Raw genomic sequence first — 19,863 nt, 5'->3', positions numbered from 1 at the left:
ACCCCTGTGAACGGCCGCACCCCGCTGATGGCGGGCAACTGGAAGATGAACCTCAACCACCTCGAGGCCATCGCCCACGTGCAGAAGCTCGCCTTCGCGCTCGCCGACAAGGACTACGACGCCGTCGACGTCGCGGTGCTCCCGCCCTTCACCGACCTCCGCTCGGTCCAGACCCTGGTGGACGGCGACAAGCTGAAGATCAAGTACGGCGCCCAGGACATCTCGGCGCACGACTCCGGCGCGTACACCGGCGAGATCTCCGGCCCGATGCTGGCGAAGCTGAACTGCGCCTTCGTCGCCGTCGGCCACAGCGAGCGCCGCCAGTACCACGGCGAGAGCGACGAGCTCTGCAACGCCAAGGTCAAGGCCGCCTACCGCAACGGGATCACCCCGATCCTGTGCGTCGGCGAGGGCCTGGACGTCCGCAAGGCCGGCAACCAGGTCGCCCACACGCTCGCCCAGGTCGACGGCGGTCTCAAGGACGTCCCGGCCGAGCAGGTCGAGTCCATCGTGATCGCGTACGAGCCCGTCTGGGCGATCGGCACCGGCGAGGTGGCCACCCCCGAGGACGCGCAGGAGGTCTGCGGGGCGATCCGCGGCCGCCTCGCGGAGCTGTACTCCCAGGAGCTGGCCGACAAGGTCCGCATCCAGTACGGCGGCTCGGTGAAGGCCGGCAACATCGCCGCGATCATGGCCCAGCCGGACGTCGACGGCGCGCTGATCGGCGGCGCGGCACTGGACCCGGACGAGTTCGTCAAGATCGTCCGCTTCCGCGACCAGTGAGTATGCGGTAGGGCCGATCCGTCGTACCCTTGCGGGGGCCGGGGGCTGCGCGAGCAGCTGCCGGCCCCCGCTTCCTCCCAGCAGCAGAAAGCCCAGAAAGTAGGAATCAGCCGTGGTTATGGGGTTCTCGGTCGCCCTGATCGTCTTCAGTGCTCTGCTGATGCTCCTCGTGCTGATGCACAAGGGCAAGGGCGGCGGCCTTTCCGACATGTTCGGCGGCGGCATGCAGTCCTCGGTCGGCGGCTCCTCCGTGGCGGAGCGCAACCTCGACCGCATCACGGTCGTCGTCGGCCTGCTGTGGTTCGCCTGCATCGTCGCGCTCGGCCTGCTCATGAAGTCCACCGCCGCCTGACGGTTCTGGCCATTCCGCCCGTACCGCCGGTTCCGTCCGGCCTATCATGAGGTCCTGCGTCCACGGCTGGAGCGAGTAACTCCGGTTGCTGGACGCGCGTTGGGCCTTACGTAGACTGGGGCGCCCGCAGCGGGCACCCCCTCACGCTCCGCGGCACCATCACGCAGGGAGTTACGACCGTGGCAAGTGGCAACGCGATTCGTGGAAGTCGGGTCGGAGCCGGGCCGATGGGCGAGGCCGAGCGCGGTGAGTCCGCGCCCCGCCTGCGCATCTCCTTCTGGTGCTCGAACGGGCACGAGACGCAGCCGAGCTTCGCCAGCGACGCGCAGGTGCCGGACACCTGGGACTGCCCGCGCTGCGGGTTCCCGGCCGGCCAGGACCGGGACAACCCGCCCGCGCCGCCGCGCACCGAGCCGTACAAGACGCACCTCGCGTACGTCCGAGAGCGCCGCACGGACGCCGACGGCGAGGCGATCCTCGCCGAGGCCCTGGCCAAGCTCCGCGGCGAGATCTGACACCCGGCCGACGACGGCGGGGCCGCACTCGAGAGCGACTGGGGGCCCGGCCCGTGGGAAAGCGAATCCCGCGGGCCGGGCCCCTTTGTGTGCGTTGTCCCCCATCCGATCCCTTAGGTTGGACGGTGGCGGGGCACAACAGGACGGAAGAAGTGGGTTGATGTCCGAGATGAACGCAGACAGCCGTACGAGGCTCAACCGGACGCCCGAGTGGCAGGCACTCGGCAAGCACCGGGAAGAGCTGGGGCAGACGCATCTGCGGGAGCTGTTCGAGTCGGACCCGGGCCGGGGCACCGGCTACACGCTGCGGGTCGGGGACCTGCACATCGACTACTCGAAGCACCTCGTGACCGACGAGACGCTCGGGCTGCTGCGCGAACTGGCCGCGGCCACCGGCGTGGCACAGCTGCGGGACGCGATGTTCCGCGGCGAGAAGATCAACGTGACGGAGGACCGCGCGGTCCTGCACACCGCGCTGCGCGCCCCCCGGGACGCGGTCGTCGAGGTGGACGGCGAGAACGTCGTCCCCGCCGTGCACGCGGTCCTCGACAAGATGGCGGCCTTCTCCGACCAGGTCAGGTCGGGCCGGTGGACCGGGTCCACCGGCAAGCGCATCAAGAACGTCGTCAACATCGGCATCGGCGGCTCCGACCTGGGCCCCGCGATGGCGTACGAGGCGCTGCGCGCCTTCACCGACCGCGGGCTGACCCTGCGGTTCGTGTCCAACGTGGACGGCGCCGACCTGCACGAGGCCGTACGGGAACTCGACCCGGCGGAAACGCTGTTCATCATCGCCTCGAAGACCTTCACCACCATCGAGACCATCACCAACGCCACTTCGGCGCGGGAATGGCTGCTCGCGGGCCTCGGCGGTGACCAGGCCGCCGTGGCACGGCACTTCGTGGCGCTGTCCACCAACGCCGAGAAGGTCACCGAGTTCGGCATCGACCCGGCCAACATGTTCGAGTTCTGGGACTGGGTCGGCGGACGCTACTCCTTCGACTCGGCCATCGGCCTCTCCCTGATGATCGCCATCGGCCCGGACGCGTTCCGCGAGCTGCTCGGCGGGTTCCACGCCATGGACGAGCACTTCCGCACCGCGCCCGCCGAGCGCAACGCCCCGCTCCTGCTGGGCCTGTTGGGCATCTGGTACAGCGCCTTCTTCGACGCGCAGTCGCACGCGGTGCTCCCGTACAGCCACTACCTCTCCCGGTTCACCGCCTACTTGCAGCAGCTGGACATGGAGTCCAACGGCAAGTCCGTCGACCGCAACGGCGACCGGGTGGACTGGCAGACCGGCCCGGTGGTGTGGGGCACGCCCGGCACCAACGGACAGCACGCCTACTACCAGCTGATCCACCAGGGCACCCGGATGATCCCGGCCGACTTCATCGGCTTCGCCCGCCCGGTGGCCGAGCTGTCCCCGGCGCTGGCGGCCCAGCACGACCTGCTGATGGCGAACTTCTTCGCGCAGACCCAGGCCCTGGCCTTCGGCAAGACCGCCGAGGAGGTCCGGGCGGAGGGCGTCGCCGAGGACCTCGTCCCGCACAAGACCTTCCAGGGCAACCACCCGACGACGACCATCCTCGCCGGGGAACTGACCCCGTCGGTACTGGGCCAGCTCATCGCCCTGTACGAGCACAAGGTGTTCGTCCAGGGCGCGGTGTGGAACATCGACTCCTTCGACCAGTGGGGCGTCGAACTCGGCAAGGTCCTCGCCAAGCGCGTGGAGCCGGCCCTGACCGAGGGCTCGCACGTGGAGAGCCTGGACCCGTCGACGCGGGCGCTGGTGGCCACGTACCGGGAGCTGCGCGGGCGCTGACGAACGCCGGAAGGGCCCCGCACCGGACACGATCCGGTGCGGGGCCCTTCGCCGTGCCCCCGTTCAGGCCGAGGCAGGGGGGTACAGCCCGGCGGGCAGCTTGGCAGCCGCCGCGCGGTCCAGCAGCCACAGGGTGCGGGAGCGGCCGTACGCCTCCGCGGCCGGGGCCTGCACCCCGCCGGCGCCGCCGAGGGCGATGGCCACCGCCCCGGCCTTGTCCTCGCCGGCCGCGAGCAGCCAGACCTCGCGGGCCGCGCGGATCGCCGGGAGGGTGAGCGAGATCCGGGTCGGCGGGGGCTTGGGGGCCCCGTGCACGCCGACGACGGTGCGCTCGGTCTCGCGGGCCGCCGGGTGCTCGGGGAACAGGGACGCCACGTGGGTGTCCGGGCCCACGCCCAGCATCAGGACGTCGAACCGGGGCACCGGGCCGTGGTCCTCGGGCCCGGCGGCCCGGGCCAGCTCGGCGGCGTAGGCGGCCGCGGCGGCGTCCGCGTCGGCACCGTACGGGCCGTCCGAGGCGGGCATGGCGTGCACGCGGGCCGGGTCGACCGGGACGGAGTCCAGGAGGGCCTCGCGGGCCTGTACGTGGTTGCGCTCGGGGTCGTCGGCGGGCACGTACCGCTCGTCGCCCCACCAGAGGTCGATGCGGGACCAGTCGACCGCGTCCCGGGCGGGGGCGGCGGCGAGGGCCGCGAGCAGCCCGTTGCCGTTGCGGCCGCCGGTGAGGACCACGGAGGCCGAACCGCGGGCCGCCTGTGCGTCCACGATCTTGGTGATGAGCCGGGCCGCCGCGGCCTGGGCCATCAGCTCCTTGTCCCGGTGGACGACGACCTGAGGAGTCGTCATGCCCATGTGCTGCCGCCTTCTTGGTGGTTGGGGTGGTGGGCGCTGCGGTGTGCCGCGCCCCTCCGGGTGCCGGGTGCCGGGTGCCGCTGCGCGGAGCTGTTCCCCACCCCGCCCCTTCCCGAAACCGGGGCTGCGCCCCGGACCCCGTTGCGCTCGAACGGCGCGCGGGCTGGAATTTCGCTGCGCGAAATCCAGCCCCGCCGGCGTTTGAGGCGCGGGGTCTGGGGCGGAGCCCCAGGTCTTGCAGCCCCGCCGGCGTTCGAGGCGCGGGGGTGCGGGGGCGGAGCCCCGGAAGGGGTCCGGGCGGAGCCCGGGGAACGGTGGAAGGGCGGGTAGGGGACCGCTCCGCGCAGCGGCCCCCGTCCCGCTTCGCTACTTGGCCGTCGCCCGCTTGGCCGGCTTGCCCGCCGGCTTCGCCGCGGAAGCCTTGGATCCGGCCCCGGAACGGGCCTCGGCCCCGGCGCTGGTGCCGGCCTCCGCCTCGGCTCCGGATCCCGAGCCGCCCTCGGCCCCGGCGCCGGGCTCGGCACCGGTACCGGCCGAGGCGCTGGCGCCGTTGGCCGGTTTGGTCCGGGTCGGGGCCGACGCGTGGAGGCGGGTGACGCCGAACTTCAGCGACGCCTCGTACGTGTTGTCCGGATCCAGCCGGCGCAGCTCCTCCGCCAGCAGCTCCGCCGTGTCCCGGCGCTTGAGCGCCACCGCGCGGTCCGGCTGCCCCGGCATGCACAGCGTCGCCAGCGCGCCGTCCGCCCGGTCCAGGACGATCACGCCGTCCTTGGTCTCCAGCCGTACGGCGGTCAGCCCGGGCCCGTCCGACAGGGTCCGCTCGACCGGGACCCCGAGGCGGTCCGCCAGCCACATGGCCAGCAGCTCGCAGCTCGGGTTCTCGTCCTCGCCCTCGACGGTCGCCGAGACCACCGACACCGACTGCTGGTCCAGCGCGGCGGCCAGCATGGAGCGCCACGGGGTGATCCGGGTCCACGACAGGTCCGTGTCACCCGGCCGGTACGCCTCCGCCCGCAGGCCGAGGGCCCCGATCGGGTCCTCGGCGGAGTACGTGTCCGTGATCCGGCGCTGCCCCAGCGCGCCCAGCGGGTCGCCCGCCAGGTTCCCGGGGGCGCCCTCCGGCCACCAGACCACCACGGGGGCGTCGGGCAGCAGCAGCGGCAGCACGACCGACTGGGCGTGGTTGACCAGTTCGCCGTGCAGGCGCAGCACCACCGTCTCCCCGGTGCCGGAGTCCGCCCCGACACGGATCTCCGCGTCGAGACGGGCGTCGCGGCGGCTGCGCGGGGAGCGGCTGACCCGCTTGACCACGACGACGATCCGCGAGGGGTGTTCGTGGGACGCGTCGTTCGCCGACTTGAGCGCGTCGTACGCGTTCTCTTCGTCGGTCACGATCACCAGCGTGAGGACCATGCCGATGGCCGGCGTGCCGATGTCCCGGCGCGCCTGCACCAACGCGGCGTTGATCTTGCTGGAGGTGGTCTCCGTGAGGTCGATCTTCATGGCCGGCGCCAGCTCCGTCCGTCTCGTGCGAGCATCTCGTCCGCCTCGACCGGCCCCCAGGTGCCCGCCGCGTACTGCGCGGGCTTGCCGTGCTTGTCCCAGTACTCCTCGATCGGGTCGAGGATGTTCCAGGAGAGCTCGACTTCCTGGTGACGCGGGAAGAGGTTCGCGTCGCCGAGGAGGACGTCGAGGATGAGCCGCTCGTAGGCCTCGGGGCTGGACTCCGTGAAGGACTCGCCGTAGGCGAAGTCCATCGTGACGTCCCGGACCTCCATGGAGGTGCCCGGTACCTTCGAGCCGAAGCGCACCGTCACGCCCTCGTCCGGCTGGACCCGGATGACCAGGGCGTTCTGCCCCAGTTCCTCGGTCGCGCCCGACTCGAACGGCAGGTACGGGGCCCGCTTGAAGACCACCGCGATCTCCGTCACCCGGCGGCCCAGGCGCTTGCCCGTGCGCAGGTAGAAGGGGACGCCCGCCCAGCGGCGGTTGTTGATCTCCAGGCGGATGGCCGCGTAGGTGTCGGTCTTCGACTTGGGGTCGATGCCGTCCTCTTCGAGGTACCCGACGACCTTCTCGCCACCCTGCCAGGCCGCCGAGTACTGGCCGCGCACGGTGTGCTTGCCCAGGTCCTCGGGGATCTCCACGGCGCTGAGCACCTTCAGCTTCTCCGCGACGAGCGCCTTGGGGTGGAAGGAGCCGGGCTCCTCCATCGCCGTGAGCGCCAGCAGCTGGAGCAGGTGGTTCTGGATGACGTCGCGGGCCGCGCCGATGCCGTCGTAGTAGCCGGCCCGGCCGCCGATGCCGATGTCCTCGGCCATGGTGATCTGGACGTGGTCGACGTACGACCGGTTCCAGATCGGCTCGAACATCGTGTTGGCGAAGCGGAGCGCCAGGATGTTCTGGACGGTCTCCTTGCCGAGGTAGTGGTCGATCCGGAAGACCTCGTCACGGGGGAAGACCTCGTGGACGACCTGGTTGAGCTCTTCCGCGCTCTTCAGGTCGTGGCCGAAGGGCTTCTCGATGACGGCGCGCCGCCAGGAGCCTTCCTTCTGCGCCAGCCCGTGGTTCTTGAGCTGCTGGACCACCTTGGGGAAGAACTTCGGCGGCACCGAGAGGTAGAAGGCGAAGTTGCCGCCCGTGCCCTGGGCCTTGTCGAGTTCCTCGATCGTCGACTTGAGCGTCTCGAAGGCCGCGTCGTCGTCGAACTCGCCCTGCACGAACCGGCAGCCCTGCACCAGCTGCTGCCAGACCTCCTCACGGAAGGGGGTGCGCGAGTGCTGCTTGACCGCCTCGTACACCTCCTGGGCGAAATCCTCGTCCTGCCATTCACGGCGGGCGAAACCGATCAGCGAGAAGCCCGGAGGCAGCAGGCCGCGGTTCGCCAGGTCGTAGACGGCGGGCATGAGCTTCTTGCGCGACAGGTCACCCGTAACGCCGAAAATGACCAGGCCGGACGGCCCCGCGATGCGCGGGAGCCGCCGGTCCTGTGCGTCACGAAGCGGGTTCGCTCCGTTTACCGACAAAATACTCAGTCCTCCGCGGGGGCGAGGCGCTTGAGCTCCGCCTCGGTCGACTTCAGCAGGTCGTTCCACGACGCCTCGAACTTCTCGACGCCTTCGTCTTCGAGCAGCTGCACCACATCGTCGTACGAGATGCCGAGCTTCGCGACCGCGTCCAGCTCGGCGCGCGCCTGCTCGTAGGTGCCGCGGATGGTGTCGCCGGACACCTCGCCGTGGTCGGCGGTGGCCTCCAGGGTCGCCTCGGGCATGGTGTTCACGGTGCCGGGCGCGACCAGGTCCACCACGTACAGGGTGTCCTTGTACGCCGGGTCCTTGACGCCGGTCGAGGCCCACAGCGGGCGCTGCTTGTTGGCGTGCGCCTTGTCCAGGGCCGCCCAGCGCTCGGAGGAGAAGACCTCCTCGTACGCCTCGTAGGCCAGACGGGCGTTGGCGAGGGCCGCCTTGCCCTTCAGGGCCTTGGCCTCGTCGGTGCCGATGCCGTCCAGGCGCTTGTCGATCTCGGTGTCCACGCGGGACACGAAGAAGGAGGCCACCGAGTGGATCTTGGACAGGTCCAGGCCCGCGGCCTTGGCCTTCTCCAGGCCCGCCAGGTAGGCGTCCATGACCTGGCGGTAACGCTCCAGCGAGAAGATCAGCGTGACGTTGACGCTGATGCCCCGGCCGATGACCTCGGTGATCGCGGGCAGGCCGCCCATGGTCGCCGGGATCTTGATGAGCGTGTTCGGGCGGTCCACCAGCCAGGCCAGCTGCTTGGCCTCGGCGACGGTGGCCTTGGTGTTGTGGGCCAGGCGCGGGTCGACCTCGATCGAGACCCGGCCGTCCTGGCCGTCGGTGGCGTCGAAGACCGGCCGCAGGATGTCGGCGGCGTCGCGGACGTCCGCCGTGGTGATCATGCGGATGGCTTCCTCGACGGTCACTTTGCGGGCGGCGAGGTCCGAGAGCTGCTGGTCGTAACCGTCGCCCTGGCTGATGGCCTTCTGGAAGATCGACGGGTTGGTGGTGACACCGACCACGTGCTGCTGGTCGATGAGCTCGGCCAGGTTGCCGGACGTGATGCGCTTGCGGGACAGGTCGTCCAGCCAGATCGCCACGCCCTCGTCGGAGAGGCGCTTGAGTGCGTCTGCCATGGGATTACATCTCCTACTGGTTCAGGTGCCGGTCGTCAGCGCGCGGCGGCGGCGATGGAGGCCTTGGCGGCTGCGGTCACGGCTTCGGCGGTGAGGCCGAACTCGCGGAACAGGACGGCGCCGTCGGCCGAGGCACCGAAGTGCTCCAGCGAGACGATCCGTCCCGCGTCCCCGACGTAACGGTGCCAGGTCAGGCCGATGCCCGCCTCGACCGCGACTCGGGCCTTGACGGAAGGCGGCAGCACGCTGTCCTTGTACTCCTGGGACTGCTCCTCAAACCACTCGACGCAAGGCATCGAGACGACCCGGGCGGGCACGCCCTCGGCCTGGAGCGCCTCGCGCGCGGCGACGGCGAGCTGGACCTCGGAGCCGGTGCCGATCAGGACGACCTCGGCGGGACCGCCCTCGGCCTCCAGCAGCACGTAGCCACCCTTGACCGTGTCCTCGTTGCGCTCGTACGTCGGCACGCCCTGGCGGGTGAGCGCCAGGCCGTGCGGGGCGCCCTTGCCGAACACCTTGGTGTGGCGCCGCAGGATCTCGCGCCAGGCGACGGCGGTCTCGTTCGCGTCCGCCGGGCGGACGACGTTCAGACCCGGGATGGCGCGCAGGGAGGCGACGTGCTCGACCGGCTGGTGGGTCGGGCCGTCCTCGCCGAGGCCGATGGAGTCGTGCGTCCACACGTACGTCACCGGCAGGTGCATCAGGGCGGAGAGGCGGACGGCGTTGCGCATGTAGTCGGAGAACACCAGGAAGGTGCCGCCGTAGATGCGGGTGTGGCCGTGCAGCGCGATGCCGTTCATGACCGCGGCCATGGCGTGCTCGCGGATGCCGTAGTGGATGGTGCGGCCGTACGGGTCGGCCTCCGGCAGCGGGTTGCCCACCGGCAGGAACGAGGAGGTCTTGTCGATGGTCGTGTTGTTGGAGCCGGCCAGGTCGGCCGAGCCGCCCCACAGCTCCGGGATGACCGCGCCGAGCGCTTCGAGGACCTTGCCGGAGGCGGCGCGGGTGGCGACGCCCTTGCCGGGCTCGAAGACGGGGATCTTGTCCTCCCAGCCCTCGGGCAGCTCGTTGGACTCGATGCGGTCGAAGGCGGCGGCGCGCTCCGGGTTGGCGGTGCGCCAGGCGGAGAAGTCCTTCTCCCAGGCGGCGCGGGCGTCGCGGCCGCGGTCCCCCAGGCCGCGGGTGTGGGCCAGGACCTCGTCGGAGACCTCGAAGGTCTGCTCCGGGTCGAAGCCGAGCACGCGCTTGGTCGCGGCGACCTCGTCACCGCCGAGGGCCGAGCCGTGCGCGGCCTCGGTGCCCTGGGCGTGCGGGGCGGGCCAGGCGATGATCGAGCGGGCCGCGATGAAGGACGGGCGGCCGGTCTCGGCCTTGGCGGCCTGGAGGGCGGCGAACAGCGCCTTCGGGTCGAGGTCGCCGTTCTCCTGCTGCTCGACGCGCTGGACGTGCCAGCCGTACGCCTCGTAGCGCTTCATGGTGTCCTCGGAGACGGCCGTCTCCGTGTCACCCTCGATGGAGATGTGGTTGTCGTCCCACAGCAGGACCAGGTTGCCGAGCTTCTGGTGGCCGGCCAGCGCGGACGCCTCGTGGGAGATGCCCTCCTGGAGGCAGCCGTCGCCCGCGATCGCGTAGACCATGTGGTCGAACGGGGAGGTGCCCGGGGCCGCCTCCGGGTCGAACAGGCCGCGCTCGTAGCGGGCGGCCATGGCCATGCCCACCGCGTTGGCGACGCCCTGGCCCAGCGGGCCGGTGGTGGTCTCCACGCCGGCCGTGTGGCCGTACTCCGGGTGGCCGGGGGTCTTGGAGCCCCAGGTGCGGAAGGACTTGAGGTCGTCCAGCTCCAGGCCGAAGCCGCCCAGGTAGAGCTGGGTGTAAAGGGTCAGGGACGAGTGCCCCGCGGAGAGCACGAAACGGTCACGGCCGACCCACTGGGGGTCCGCCGGGTCGTGCCGCATGACCTTCTGGAAAAGCGTGTACGCGGCGGGGGCCAGGCTCATCGCCGTACCGGGGTGGCCGTTCCCGACCTTCTGGACCGCGTCGGCGGCCAGGATGCGGGCGGTGTCGACGGCCCGCTGGTCCAGTTCGGTCCACTCGAGCTCTGGGGTGGTCGGCTTGGTGCTCACCGTTGGTCAGGGCTCCTCTCCACATGTTGTTTTGCCGGTGACGAACGGTGACACCGGCGCGATTCCGAGCCTACCCCCGCGAGGCCGTGCGGCTATTCGAGTGCCGGGGATGCGTCGCCCTCCCGGTGTCCGCCGTTCACCTGCGGTCCGCCGTCGCGGACCCGGCCCTCGGTCCGATCGGCCCAACACGAGGCGACCCCCGCGCAGGGCGGAGGAAGAGCTACGTCTACAGTGGCGTGGTACGCGCAAGCCTTTACCGGCCCTTCATTTACTGAAGGGGCCGTGACGGAGCTTGCTGGATTCTCTCTCAGGGGTGTGCGTGACGGCCGTCGAATCCCGTCCAGCGGGGGTGCTCGGGACGAGCTCCGGTCACCGGCCGTTCGGGGCCCGGGCCATGGCTTTCGTGGCTTTGACCAAGCCGCGGATCATCGAACTTCTGCTGATCACCACAGTGCCGGTGATGTTCCTCGCCGAGCAGGGTGTGCCGTCGCTGTGGCTGGTGCTCGCCACCTGCTTCGGCGGCTACCTCTCCGCGGGCGGCGCCAACGCGCTGAACATGTACATCGACCGCGACATCGACGCGCTGATGGACCGCACGTCGCAGCGCCCGCTGGTGACCGGCATGGTGAGCCCGACCGAGTGCCTGGTCTTCGGCATCTCCCTCGGGGTCGCCTCGACCCTGTTCTTCGGTCTGCTGATCAACTGGCTGTCGGCCGCCCTCGCGCTCGGCGCGCTCCTCTTCTACGTGGTCGTCTACACGATGCTGCTGAAGCGGCGCACCGCGCAGAACATCGTCTGGGGCGGGATCGCCGGCTGCATGCCGGTGCTCATCGGCTGGTCGTCGGTGAAGAACGAGGTCTCCTGGGCCGCCGTCATCCTCTTCCTCGTCATCTTCTTCTGGACGCCGCCGCACTACTGGCCGCTGTCCATGAAGGTGAAGGACGACTACGCGCGGGTCGGCGTGCCGATGCTGCCGGTGGTGGCGGGCAACAAGGCCGTCGCGCGCCAGATCGTCCTCTACAGCTGGGTGATGGTGGCGGTCTCGCTGCTGCTGACCCCGCTGGGGTACACCGGCTGGTTCTACACCTCGGTCGCCCTGCTGGCAGGCGGCTGGTGGCTGTGGGAGGCGCACGGGCTGAGCGCGCGGGCCAAGGCCGGGGTGACGGGTGCGAAGCTCAAGGAGATGCGGCTGTTCCACTGGTCGATCACCTATGTGTCGCTCCTCTTCGTCGCCGTCGCCGTGGATCCCTTCCTCCGCTGATTACTCGCCGGTAGCATGCCCTCCATGGCAGAGACCGCGGACACCGCACCCACCGCAGACAAGAAGCAGGACCGTAAGGCCGCGAAGCTGGCCAGGCAGATCGGCGCGTTCGCCAGGAAGCACGGCGGCGCCGAGGGCCAGCTCGCGCACATCGGCCAGGCCGGCACCCGGATCGTGCTCGTGGGCACCGACGGCGCCTGGGGCGACCTGGTGGCCCCGACGTACGCCGTGGCCGAGCTGGCCGCCGAGCAGGCCGGGCTGACCCTCCACGAGGAGTTCGACGGCGAGTTCGCCGCCCGGGTGAAGACCGGCCCCTACGAGTGGACCCGGATGGCCGGCATCCAGCTCGGCGGCCCCGCCAACCCGGCCGCCTGAGGACTTCGAACGCGGGTCGGTCAACAGAGCGGGCAAAACTTCACACCCCGCTCACCCGTTAGGACGTGTGGAAGCCGCTTCCTCACGTCCGCAACGGGATGCCCGGATGATCGAAACGCCGCCCCTGGTGGACCAGTACTGCCAGGGAGTGCTCCGTACGGAGCTGGGACTCGCCACCTTCGAGGCCCAGCTGACCGGCTCGGCCGGCCCGCCCGCCCCGGGCACCACCTTCTTCGACACCCAGACCGGCTTCGCCGTACGCCGCTGGTGCCCGCCGCTGCTCGGCCTGGAGCCGCACTGCGCGCCCGCCCGCTACCTGGCCCGGCGGCGCGAGCTGGGTGCGTCCGAGACCGCCAGGCGGCTGCTGCGGGGCTCGGGGACCGGGGCGTACCTCGTCGACACGGGCGCCCCGGGGGACCTCACCGACCCCAAGGAGCTGGCCCTCGCCGGGGACGCCGAGGCCTTCGAGGTGGTCCGGCTGGAGTTGCTGGCCGGGCAGGCCGCCGACACCTCCGGGACCGTCGCCGCCTTCCTCGCCAACCTCGCCGCGGCCGTCCACCACGCCGCCGCGGCGGCCGTCGCCTTCGCGTGCGGGACCCGCACCGGCTTCGCGGCCGCCCTGGCCGCCGACCCGGGGCCGCCCGGGCCCGGCGAGGTACGGGGGGCGGCCGAGAGGTGGCTGGCCGCGCGGACCAGGGGGGCGGAGCCGCGGGACCCCGTACTCCTGCGGCACCTGCTGTGGAGCGCGGTGACCTGCGGGCTGCCGCTCCAGCTGCACACCGGCGGGGCCGACCCCGGGCCGCTGGCCGGGTTCGTACGGGCCACCGAGGGCCTGGGCGCGCGGCTCGTGCTGCGCGGCGGGTACCCGTACCACCGGCACACCGCCCGCCTGGCGGCGGCGTACCCGCACGTCCACGCCGACCTCGGCCCGGTCCTCGTACGGACGGGGCCGCGGGCCGGAGCCGTCCTGGCCGAGCTGCTGGAGCTCGCGCCCTTCGGCAAGCTGATGTTCTCCAGCGGCGGGCGGAACCTGCCCGAGCTGCACGCCGTCGGCGCGCTGGTGTTCCGCGAGGCGCTGGGCCGGGTCCTGGGCGGCTGGGTCGCCGAGGGGGCCTGGTCCTGGCAGGACGCGCAGCGCGTCGCGGGGATGCTCGCGGCGGACAACGCCCGGCGCGTCTACCGGCTCGGAGAGCGGGGCTGACGGCGCCGGGCCGCGGGGCCGCGGATCAGACCGCCGAGAGCTGTTCCTCGTCCCGCGCCGGGCTCTCCTGCGGCTGCTCGGCGGAGCGCTCGCGCAGGGCGAGGGCCACGCGGAGCACCGAGATCCACACCAGGCAGGAGCCCAGCATGTGCACGGCGACGAGCACCTCGGGCAGCTGCGTGAAGAACTGCACGTAGCCGACGGCGCCCTGGGCGAGCAGGACGACCAGCAGGTCGCGGGCGCGCGCCCGGGTGTCCGCCGGGGCGTCCACCACCCGCAGCACCAGCCACACGGCGACGGCGAGCGCACAGACCAGCCACGCGGCGATCGCGTGCACGTGGGCGGTGGCCGCCCAGTCGAACGGCATCCGCTTGATCTCGCTCTTGTCACCGGCGTGCGGACCGGAGCCGGTCACGACCGTGCCCGCCGCGATCAGCACGAGGGTGGTGGCGATCAGCGCCCAGGACAGCTTGCGCACCGGTGCGGGCACGCGCGGCCGGGGGGCGCCGTCGCCCTCGCGGGTGCGCTGCCAGGAGACGGTGGTCACCGCGATCAGGGCGGTGGCGAGCAGGAAGTGCCCCGCGACGCTGTACGGGTTGAGCCCGGTCCGGACGGTGATGCCGCCGAGGACCGCGTTGCACATCACCACGGCGAACTGGATCCAGCCGAGCCTGGTCAGCGAGTGCCGCCACGGCTTGGCCGCACGGGCCGCGAGGATGAACCAGCCGACGGCCGCGGACAGCACGTACGTGAGCATCCGGTTGCCGAACTCGATGGCCCCGTGGAAGCCCTGGGCCTGCGTGACGACCAGGCTGTCGTCGGTGCACTTGGGCCAGGTGTCGCAGCCGAGACCGGAGCCGGTCAGCCGCACCGCGCCGCCGGTGACGATGATGGCCACGCTCATCAGCAGCGCGGCGGACGCGGCCCTCCGGACGACCCGGGGTGACGGCGTCCAGCGGTCGGCGATGTATGCGAATGGGTTCAACACGGCGCCTATCGTATGCGGCGCCTTGTGCAAAGTTTCACGAGGGGGTGCCGGCCGGTGAGCCGGGCCCGGTGACCAGGCGGAACGCGGCCCCGGCCGGGTCGCCCTCCTCGTGCCACCACACGAGGACCCGCCACGGGACGCCCTCACCGGGACGCAGCGGCGACTTCGCGAACCCCCGCACCAGCCCGCCCCCCACCTCCGCGGCGGTCCGCCCCCGCACCTGCGCCGACCCCTGCCACGGCGCCGGCTGCACGCTCCACAGCCCGTCGGGGCCGCGCACCTCGACCCGCCACACCGCGAGCCACGGGGTGACCTCCAGCATCGTGGCCACCTGCTCGGCGTCCAGCCCCAGCCGCGCCCCGATCCCGGCCTCGGGCAGGCCCCGGATGCGGGCGGCCACCACCGCCTGCGGCAGCAGCCGGTCGGGCAGCAGCCCCCGGCCCCGCAGCCCCGCCAGCGCGTCGGGGTCCAGGAAGCGCAGCCGCAGCTCCAGCTGGCGGCCGACGTGGTCCAGGGCCTCCTCGGCCTCCCGCGCCTCCTCGGGCGAGGGCGCGGCGAGCAGCAGCCGGCGGAACCCGGCCTCGGCGTCCACCGCCCAGGCGACCGCCTCGGCGGCCGAGCCCAGCTCCGCGAGCCGGTCCGCGAGGAACACCTTGGCCTGCGCGAGCCCCCGGCGGTTGACGGGATCCTCCTGGTCGAGGCCCGCCCAGACCTCGACGGCGGTCCGCGTCAGGTCGCGGGCGCGCTCGCCGGCCGCCCGTTCCATCACGCCCGGGCCGTTCCCGGCGCCCCCGCCCAGCGGGTGCCGGGGCAGCCGGGCCCCGTCGCTCAGCGGCCAGGCCAGCCAGACCCCCTGGTTGATCAGACCCCGGGCGTACCAGCGGGCGTACTCCGGCGCGTGCGGCGCGGCCCGCCGCGCGTGGCCGAGCCCCTCCTCGACGGCGGCCAGCGCCCCGGCCCGGTCCCCGCCCCCGAACCGGCGTGCCGCGAGGTCGCCCAGGCGCAGCCCGAGCCGGGCGGCGCACTCGGGGTCGGTGCGGGCGGGCTCGCGCAGCGCGCCGATCAGCTCCCGCAGCAGCCGCTCGCTCTCGGCGGGCCCGGCGTGCGCCTCCCCCGACCTGATCCGCGCCCACTGTTCGTCCAGCCGCAGAGCGGCCTCCCGCTGCGCCATGCCACGCCCCCCGGCGTCCCGGTCTGTGGAGGCTGGTCAACCTCCCGGAGGCTGGTCATCCTCCCGACGGGCCAACGACCAGGAGGGTGGATTCACTCCCAGCGGAACAGCTTCGCCGCGGCGCCGAGGCCCAGGACCGCCCAGCCGGCGAGTACGGCCGCGTCCCCCCACGGCAGCGCGGCCCCGTGCTGGAGCACCTCGCGCAGCCCGTCGGACAGCGCCGAGATCGGCAGCAGGCCGAGGACGGCCTGCACCGCGCCGGGGAACTTCTCCAGCGGCACGATCACCCCGCCGCCGACCAGCAGCAGCAGGAACACCAGGTTCGCCGCGGCCAGGGTCACCTCGGCCTTGAGGGTGCCGGCCATCAGCAGCCCGAGCCCGGAGAAGGCGGCCGTGCCGAGCAGCAGCAGCACCGCGACCGACAGCGGGTTCCCGTGCGGGGACCAGCCCAGCGCGAGCGCGATCACCGTCAGCAGGGCGACCTGGAGCACCTCCGTCACCAGCACCGACAGGGTCTTGGCGGCCATCAGCGCCCAGCGCGGCAGCGGGGAGGCGCCGAGCCGCTTGAGCACCCCGTAGCGGCGGTCGAAGCCGGTGGCGATGGCCTGGCCGGTGAAGGCGGTGGACATCACGGCGAGCGCGAGGACGCCCGGGGCCAGGAAGTCGACGGCCGCGCCCGTTCCCGTGTCGACGATGTCCACGGCGGAGAAGAGGGTCAGCAGCAGCGCCGGGATGATCACGGTGAGCAGCAGCTGCTCCCCGTTGCGCAGGAGCATCCGGGTCTCCAGCGCGGTCTGCGCCCGGATCATCCGGGCGACCGGCGCGGCACCGGGCCGGGGGGTGAACGTACCGGCGCTCATGCGCGCAGCTCCTTACCGGTCAGCTCGAGGAAGACGTCTTCGAGGGTGTGCCGCTCCACCGAGAGGCTGTCGGGCAGTACGCCGTGCTGGGCGCACCACGAGGCGACGGTGGCCAGCAGCTGCGGGTCCACGTCGCCGGTGACCCGGTACGCGCCCGGGGTGAGCTCGGCGGCGTGCGTGCCGTCGGGCAGGGCCTTCAGCAGCGAGGCGAGGTCGAGGGAGGGGCGGCCGGTGAAGCGCAGGGTGTTCTCGGCGCCGCCGCGGCACAGCTGCTCGGGGCTGCCGTGGGCGATGACCTTGCCGGCGTCCACGATGGCGACCTCGTCGCAGAGCTGCTCGGCCTCGTCCATGTGGTGGGTGGTGAGGACGACGGTGACGCCGTCGGCGCGCAGTTCCCGTACGAGGTCCCAGGTGGCGCGGCGGGCCTGCGGGTCGAGTCCGGCGGTGGGCTCGTCCAGGAAGACCAGTTCCGGGCGGCCGACGACGGCCATGGCCAGGGCGAGCCGCTGCTGCTGGCCGCCGGAGAGCCGGCGGTACGGGGTGCGGCCGCAGCCGTCGAGGCCGAGGCGCTCCACGAGGGCGCCGACGTCGAGGGGGTCGGCGTACAGCCCGGCCATGTGGCGCAGCATCTCGACGGCGCGGGCGCCGGAGTAGACCCCGCCGGACTGGAGCATCACGCCGACGCGCGGGCGCAGCCGCTCGGCCTCGGCGACCGGGTCGAGGCCGAGGACGCGGACGGTGCCGGCGTCGGGGCGGTGGTATCCCTCGCAGGTCTCCACGGTGGTGGTCTTGCCCGCGCCGTTGGGGCCGAGTACCGCGGTGACGGAGCCGCGCGCGACGGTGAGGTCCAGGCCGTCCACGGCGGTTTTGGGGCCGTACCGCTTCACCAGTCCGCGGATCTCCACGGCGGGGTCGTTGCTCATGGTGAGTGAGTCTACGGAGCCCCGGATGGCGGCCGGACACCGCTCTTTTCAGCCGTGTGGTCCTGGGCGGCCCCACGGCTTTCGGTGACTTTTTCCGGAACCTGACGCTCAGCCTCCCGGGAGCCGCCGTGGGTGCAGGTCCGCTGGTGGGGGCCGTTTCCCGGCGTACGGGCGGCGCCGCGCGGGAAAGCGTAATGACATATACCGTTTAACTCTCCGTAGATAAATAAGGTAACCCTTAGTGATGGACGCCACCGGACGTGGCCTCCGTCACGGCTTGTCGGGGCTCACGTAATTACGCAACAATGGCGTTGTGAAAAACGGCGAACGGATCAGTGAGGCCCCCCAGGGGGAGCTCGCGACCGGGGAGCGGTCAACCCGCAACCGGGTCGCGCGGTCCATCCTGGACCACGGCCCCTCCACCGTCGCCGACCTCGCACAGCGCCTAGGCCTCACCCAGGCCGCCGTCCGCCGCCACCTCGACACGCTCGTCGCCGACGACGTGGTCGCACCCCGTGAGCAGCGCGTGTACGGCACGCGCACCCGGGGTAGGCCCGCCAAGGTGTTCGCGCTCACCGACTGCGGCCGCGACGCCTTCGACCAGTCCTACGACACCCTCGCCGCGGACGCCCTGCGCTGGATCGCGCAGTCCGTCGGCGGAGGCGAGAAGGGCGAGGCGGCCATCGCCGCCTTCGCGAGGGCGCGGATGGAGACGCAGGCGCGGGGCTACCGGGAAGCCGTGGAGGCGGCCGCGCCCGCGGCCCGCACCGAGGCCCTGGCCAGGGCGTTGACCGCGGACGGGTACGCTGCTACGGCGAAGAGCGCTCCCGGTCCGCACAGCGGTGAACAGCTCTGTCAGCACCACTGCCCGGTCGCACACGTCGCCGAGCAGTTCCCGCAGCTCTGCGAGGCGGAGACCGAGGTCTTCTCCCGCCTGCTCGGGACGCACGTGCAGCGACTCGCGACCATCGCCCACGGCGACGGGGTGTGCACCACGTTCATCCCGCGCGGCGCGAGCGCCACACAGACCGACACATCAGTATCTGCAAGTACGGCCGGGAGGAACCCCGCATGACCACGGAGACTGCTCACCCTGAGCTCGATGGCCTGGGCACCTACGAATACGGCTGGGCCGACTCCGACGCGGCCGGTGCCGCCGCCAAGCGGGGTCTGTCCGAGGACGTCGTCCGCGACATCTCGGCGAAGAAGTCCGAGCCGGAGTGGATGCTGAACCTCCGCCTCAAGGGCCTCAAGCTGTTCGACAAGAAGCCCATGCCGATGTGGGGCTCCGACCTCTCCGGCATCGACTTCAACAACATCAAGTACTTCGTGCGCTCCACCGAGAAGCAGGCCGCTTCCTGGGAGGACCTGCCCGAGGACATCAAGAACACGTACGACAAGCTCGGCATCCCCGAGGCGGAGAAGCAGCGCCTCGTCGCCGGTGTCGCGGCCCAGTACGAGTCCGAGGTCGTCTACCACCAGATCCGCGAGGACCTGGAGGAGCAGGGCGTCATCTTCCTCGACACGGACACCGCGCTCAAGGAGCACCCGGAGCTCTTCCAGGAGTACTTCGGCACGGTCATCCCGGTCGGCGACAACAAGTTCGCCTCGCTGAACACGGCCGTGTGGTCGGGCGGATCCTTCATCTACGTCCCCAAGGGTGTCCACGTGGACATCCCGCTCCAGGCCTACTTCCGCATCAACACGGAGAACATGGGCCAGTTCGAGCGGACGCTGATCATCGTCGACGAGGACGCCTACGTCCACTACGTCGAGGGCTGCACCGCCCCGATCTACTCCTCGGACTCGCTGCACAGCGCCGTGGTCGAGATCATCGTGAAGAAGGGCGGCCGCTGCCGCTACACGACCATCCAGAACTGGTCGAACAACGTCTACAACCTGGTCACCAAGCGCGCCGTGGCGTACGAGGGCGCGACCATGGAGTGGATCGACGGCAACATCGGTTCCAAGGTCACCATGAAGTACCCGGCCGTCTACCTCATGGGCGAGCACGCCAAGGGCGAGACCCTGTCCATCGCCTTCGCGGGCGAGGGCCAGCACCAGGACGCCGGCTCCAAGATGGTGCACATGGCGCCGAACACCTCCTCCAACATCGTCTCCAAGTCGGTGGCGCGAGGCGGCGGCCGCACCTCGTACCGCGGTCTGGTCGAGATCGGCGAGGGCGCCGCGGGCTCCAAGTCCAACGTGCTGTGCGACGCGCTGCTGGTCGACACCATCTCCCGCTCGGACACGTACCCCTACGTGGACGTCCGCGAGGACGACGTGACGATGGGCCACGAGGCCACCGTCTCCAAGGTCTCCGACGACCAGCTCTTCTACCTGATGCAGCGCGGCCTCACCGAGTTCGAGGCCATGGCCATGATCGTGCGCGGCTTCGTCGAGCCGATCGCGAAGGAGCTGCCCATGGAGTACGCGCTGGAGCTCAACCGGCTGATCGAGCTGCAGATGGAGGGGTCGGTCGGCTAG

General features: G+C 71.7%; 18 protein-coding genes. 9 read left to right on the top strand and 9 right to left on the bottom strand.

The genetic code is table 11. The annotated features are described in order from the left end of the window. Nucleotides 1-6 precede the first annotated feature (6 nt). From tpiA to pgi, 4 genes are all read left to right on the top strand, one after another. Nucleotides 7-783 carry a triose-phosphate isomerase gene (gene tpiA, locus ACZ501_RS00580; protein WP_361608520.1) on the top strand — a complete coding sequence of 259 codons (777 nt, stop codon included), beginning with the start codon at nt 7-9 and terminating at the stop codon, nt 781-783. Nucleotides 784-901: 118 nt separating this feature from the next. After that, the gene (secG, locus tag ACZ501_RS00575; protein WP_361608522.1) at nt 902-1,135 is read left to right on the top strand and encodes a preprotein translocase subunit SecG; all 234 of its coding nucleotides are present in this window, start codon (nt 902-904) and stop codon (nt 1,133-1,135) included. A gap of 179 nt (nt 1,136-1,314) precedes the next feature. Beyond that, a complete protein-coding gene (locus tag ACZ501_RS00570; protein WP_007263454.1) occupies nt 1,315-1,650 on the top strand; it encodes an RNA polymerase-binding protein RbpA in 336 nt (111 codons plus the stop codon). 169 nt (nt 1,651-1,819) lie between these two features. Next, entirely contained in the window at nt 1,820-3,472 is a 1,653-nt protein-coding gene (gene pgi, locus ACZ501_RS00565; RefSeq protein WP_468792631.1) for a glucose-6-phosphate isomerase, read from the top strand. Nucleotides 3,473-3,535: 63 nt separating this feature from the next. Here pgi and pgl read toward each other — a convergent pair whose 3' ends face one another. From pgl to tkt, 5 genes are all read right to left on the bottom strand, one after another. After that, nucleotides 3,536-4,318: a 6-phosphogluconolactonase gene (gene pgl, locus ACZ501_RS00560; protein WP_361611403.1), complete on the bottom strand. Its 783-nt coding sequence runs from the start codon at nt 4,316-4,318 to the stop codon at nt 3,536-3,538. Nucleotides 4,319-4,690: 372 nt separating this feature from the next. After that, on the bottom strand, nt 4,691-5,827 hold the full coding sequence (opcA, locus tag ACZ501_RS00555) for a glucose-6-phosphate dehydrogenase assembly protein OpcA (RefSeq protein ID WP_468791439.1): 1,137 nt from the start codon (nt 5,825-5,827) through the stop codon (nt 4,691-4,693). Further along, nucleotides 5,824-7,353: a glucose-6-phosphate dehydrogenase gene (gene zwf, locus ACZ501_RS00550; RefSeq protein WP_361599261.1), complete on the bottom strand. Its 1,530-nt coding sequence runs from the start codon at nt 7,351-7,353 to the stop codon at nt 5,824-5,826. Before zwf ends, opcA begins: the two co-directional genes overlap by 4 nt. Before the next feature lie 2 nt (nt 7,354-7,355). Continuing rightward, entirely contained in the window at nt 7,356-8,474 is a 1,119-nt protein-coding gene (gene tal, locus ACZ501_RS00545; RefSeq protein ID WP_361599132.1) for a transaldolase, read from the bottom strand. 35 nt (nt 8,475-8,509) lie between these two features. Continuing rightward, nucleotides 8,510-10,597 carry a transketolase gene (tkt, locus tag ACZ501_RS00540; RefSeq protein WP_361599135.1) on the bottom strand — a complete coding sequence of 696 codons (2,088 nt, stop codon included), beginning with the start codon at nt 10,595-10,597 and terminating at the stop codon, nt 8,510-8,512. A 319-nt stretch (nt 10,598-10,916) separates the two neighbouring features. On the opposite strand from tkt, the gene ACZ501_RS00535 reads away from it, so the two are divergent. The 3 genes from ACZ501_RS00535 (at nt 10,917) to ACZ501_RS00525 (ending at nt 13,434) form a co-directional block, all read left to right on the top strand. Continuing rightward, the gene (locus ACZ501_RS00535) at nt 10,917-11,858 is read left to right on the top strand and encodes a heme o synthase (RefSeq protein ID WP_361599138.1); all 942 of its coding nucleotides are present in this window, start codon (nt 10,917-10,919) and stop codon (nt 11,856-11,858) included. Nucleotides 11,859-11,873: 15 nt separating this feature from the next. After that, nucleotides 11,874-12,233 carry a hypothetical protein gene (locus ACZ501_RS00530; protein ID WP_468791436.1) on the top strand — a complete coding sequence of 120 codons (360 nt, stop codon included), beginning with the start codon at nt 11,874-11,876 and terminating at the stop codon, nt 12,231-12,233. A 106-nt stretch (nt 12,234-12,339) separates the two neighbouring features. After that, on the top strand, nt 12,340-13,434 hold the full coding sequence (locus tag ACZ501_RS00525; protein ID WP_468791433.1) for an amidohydrolase family protein: 1,095 nt from the start codon (nt 12,340-12,342) through the stop codon (nt 13,432-13,434). A 25-nt stretch (nt 13,435-13,459) separates the two neighbouring features. Here the strand turns inward: ACZ501_RS00525 and ACZ501_RS00520 are convergent, their stop codons facing one another. The 4 genes from ACZ501_RS00520 to ACZ501_RS00505 form a co-directional block, all read right to left on the bottom strand. Continuing rightward, nucleotides 13,460-14,452, bottom strand: coding sequence for a COX15/CtaA family protein (locus ACZ501_RS00520; protein ID WP_468791430.1), 993 nt, complete (start codon nt 14,450-14,452; stop codon nt 13,460-13,462). Nucleotides 14,453-14,456: 4 nt separating this feature from the next. Beyond that, nucleotides 14,457-15,593 (bottom strand): hypothetical protein, encoded by a 1,137-nt coding sequence (locus ACZ501_RS00515; RefSeq protein WP_468791427.1) that lies wholly within the window; start codon nt 15,591-15,593, stop codon nt 14,457-14,459. A gap of 92 nt (nt 15,594-15,685) precedes the next feature. After that, nucleotides 15,686-16,453 carry an ABC transporter permease gene (locus ACZ501_RS00510; protein WP_361599153.1) on the bottom strand — a complete coding sequence of 256 codons (768 nt, stop codon included), beginning with the start codon at nt 16,451-16,453 and terminating at the stop codon, nt 15,686-15,688. Then, nucleotides 16,450-17,376: an ABC transporter ATP-binding protein gene (locus ACZ501_RS00505; protein ID WP_468791424.1), complete on the bottom strand. Its 927-nt coding sequence runs from the start codon at nt 17,374-17,376 to the stop codon at nt 16,450-16,452. The genes ACZ501_RS00510 and ACZ501_RS00505 overlap by 4 nt, the downstream gene beginning before the upstream one ends. Before the next feature lie 313 nt (nt 17,377-17,689). Between ACZ501_RS00505 and ACZ501_RS00500 the strand changes: the two genes are divergently transcribed. Both ACZ501_RS00500 and sufB read left to right on the top strand, forming a co-directional pair. Beyond that, a complete protein-coding gene (locus ACZ501_RS00500; RefSeq protein WP_468791421.1) occupies nt 17,690-18,451 on the top strand; it encodes a helix-turn-helix transcriptional regulator in 762 nt (253 codons plus the stop codon). Beyond that, complete coding sequence (gene sufB / locus ACZ501_RS00495; protein ID WP_361599162.1) at nt 18,448-19,863, top strand: Fe-S cluster assembly protein SufB; 1,416 nt, start codon at nt 18,448-18,450, stop codon at nt 19,861-19,863. The genes ACZ501_RS00500 and sufB overlap by 4 nt, the downstream gene beginning before the upstream one ends.

The sequence above is a fragment of the Streptomyces sp. NPDC034085 genome (genome assembly GCF_055575555.1).
Note: the sequence above shows the minus strand (reverse complement) of the source record. Positions and strands in the feature narration are given on the sequence as shown.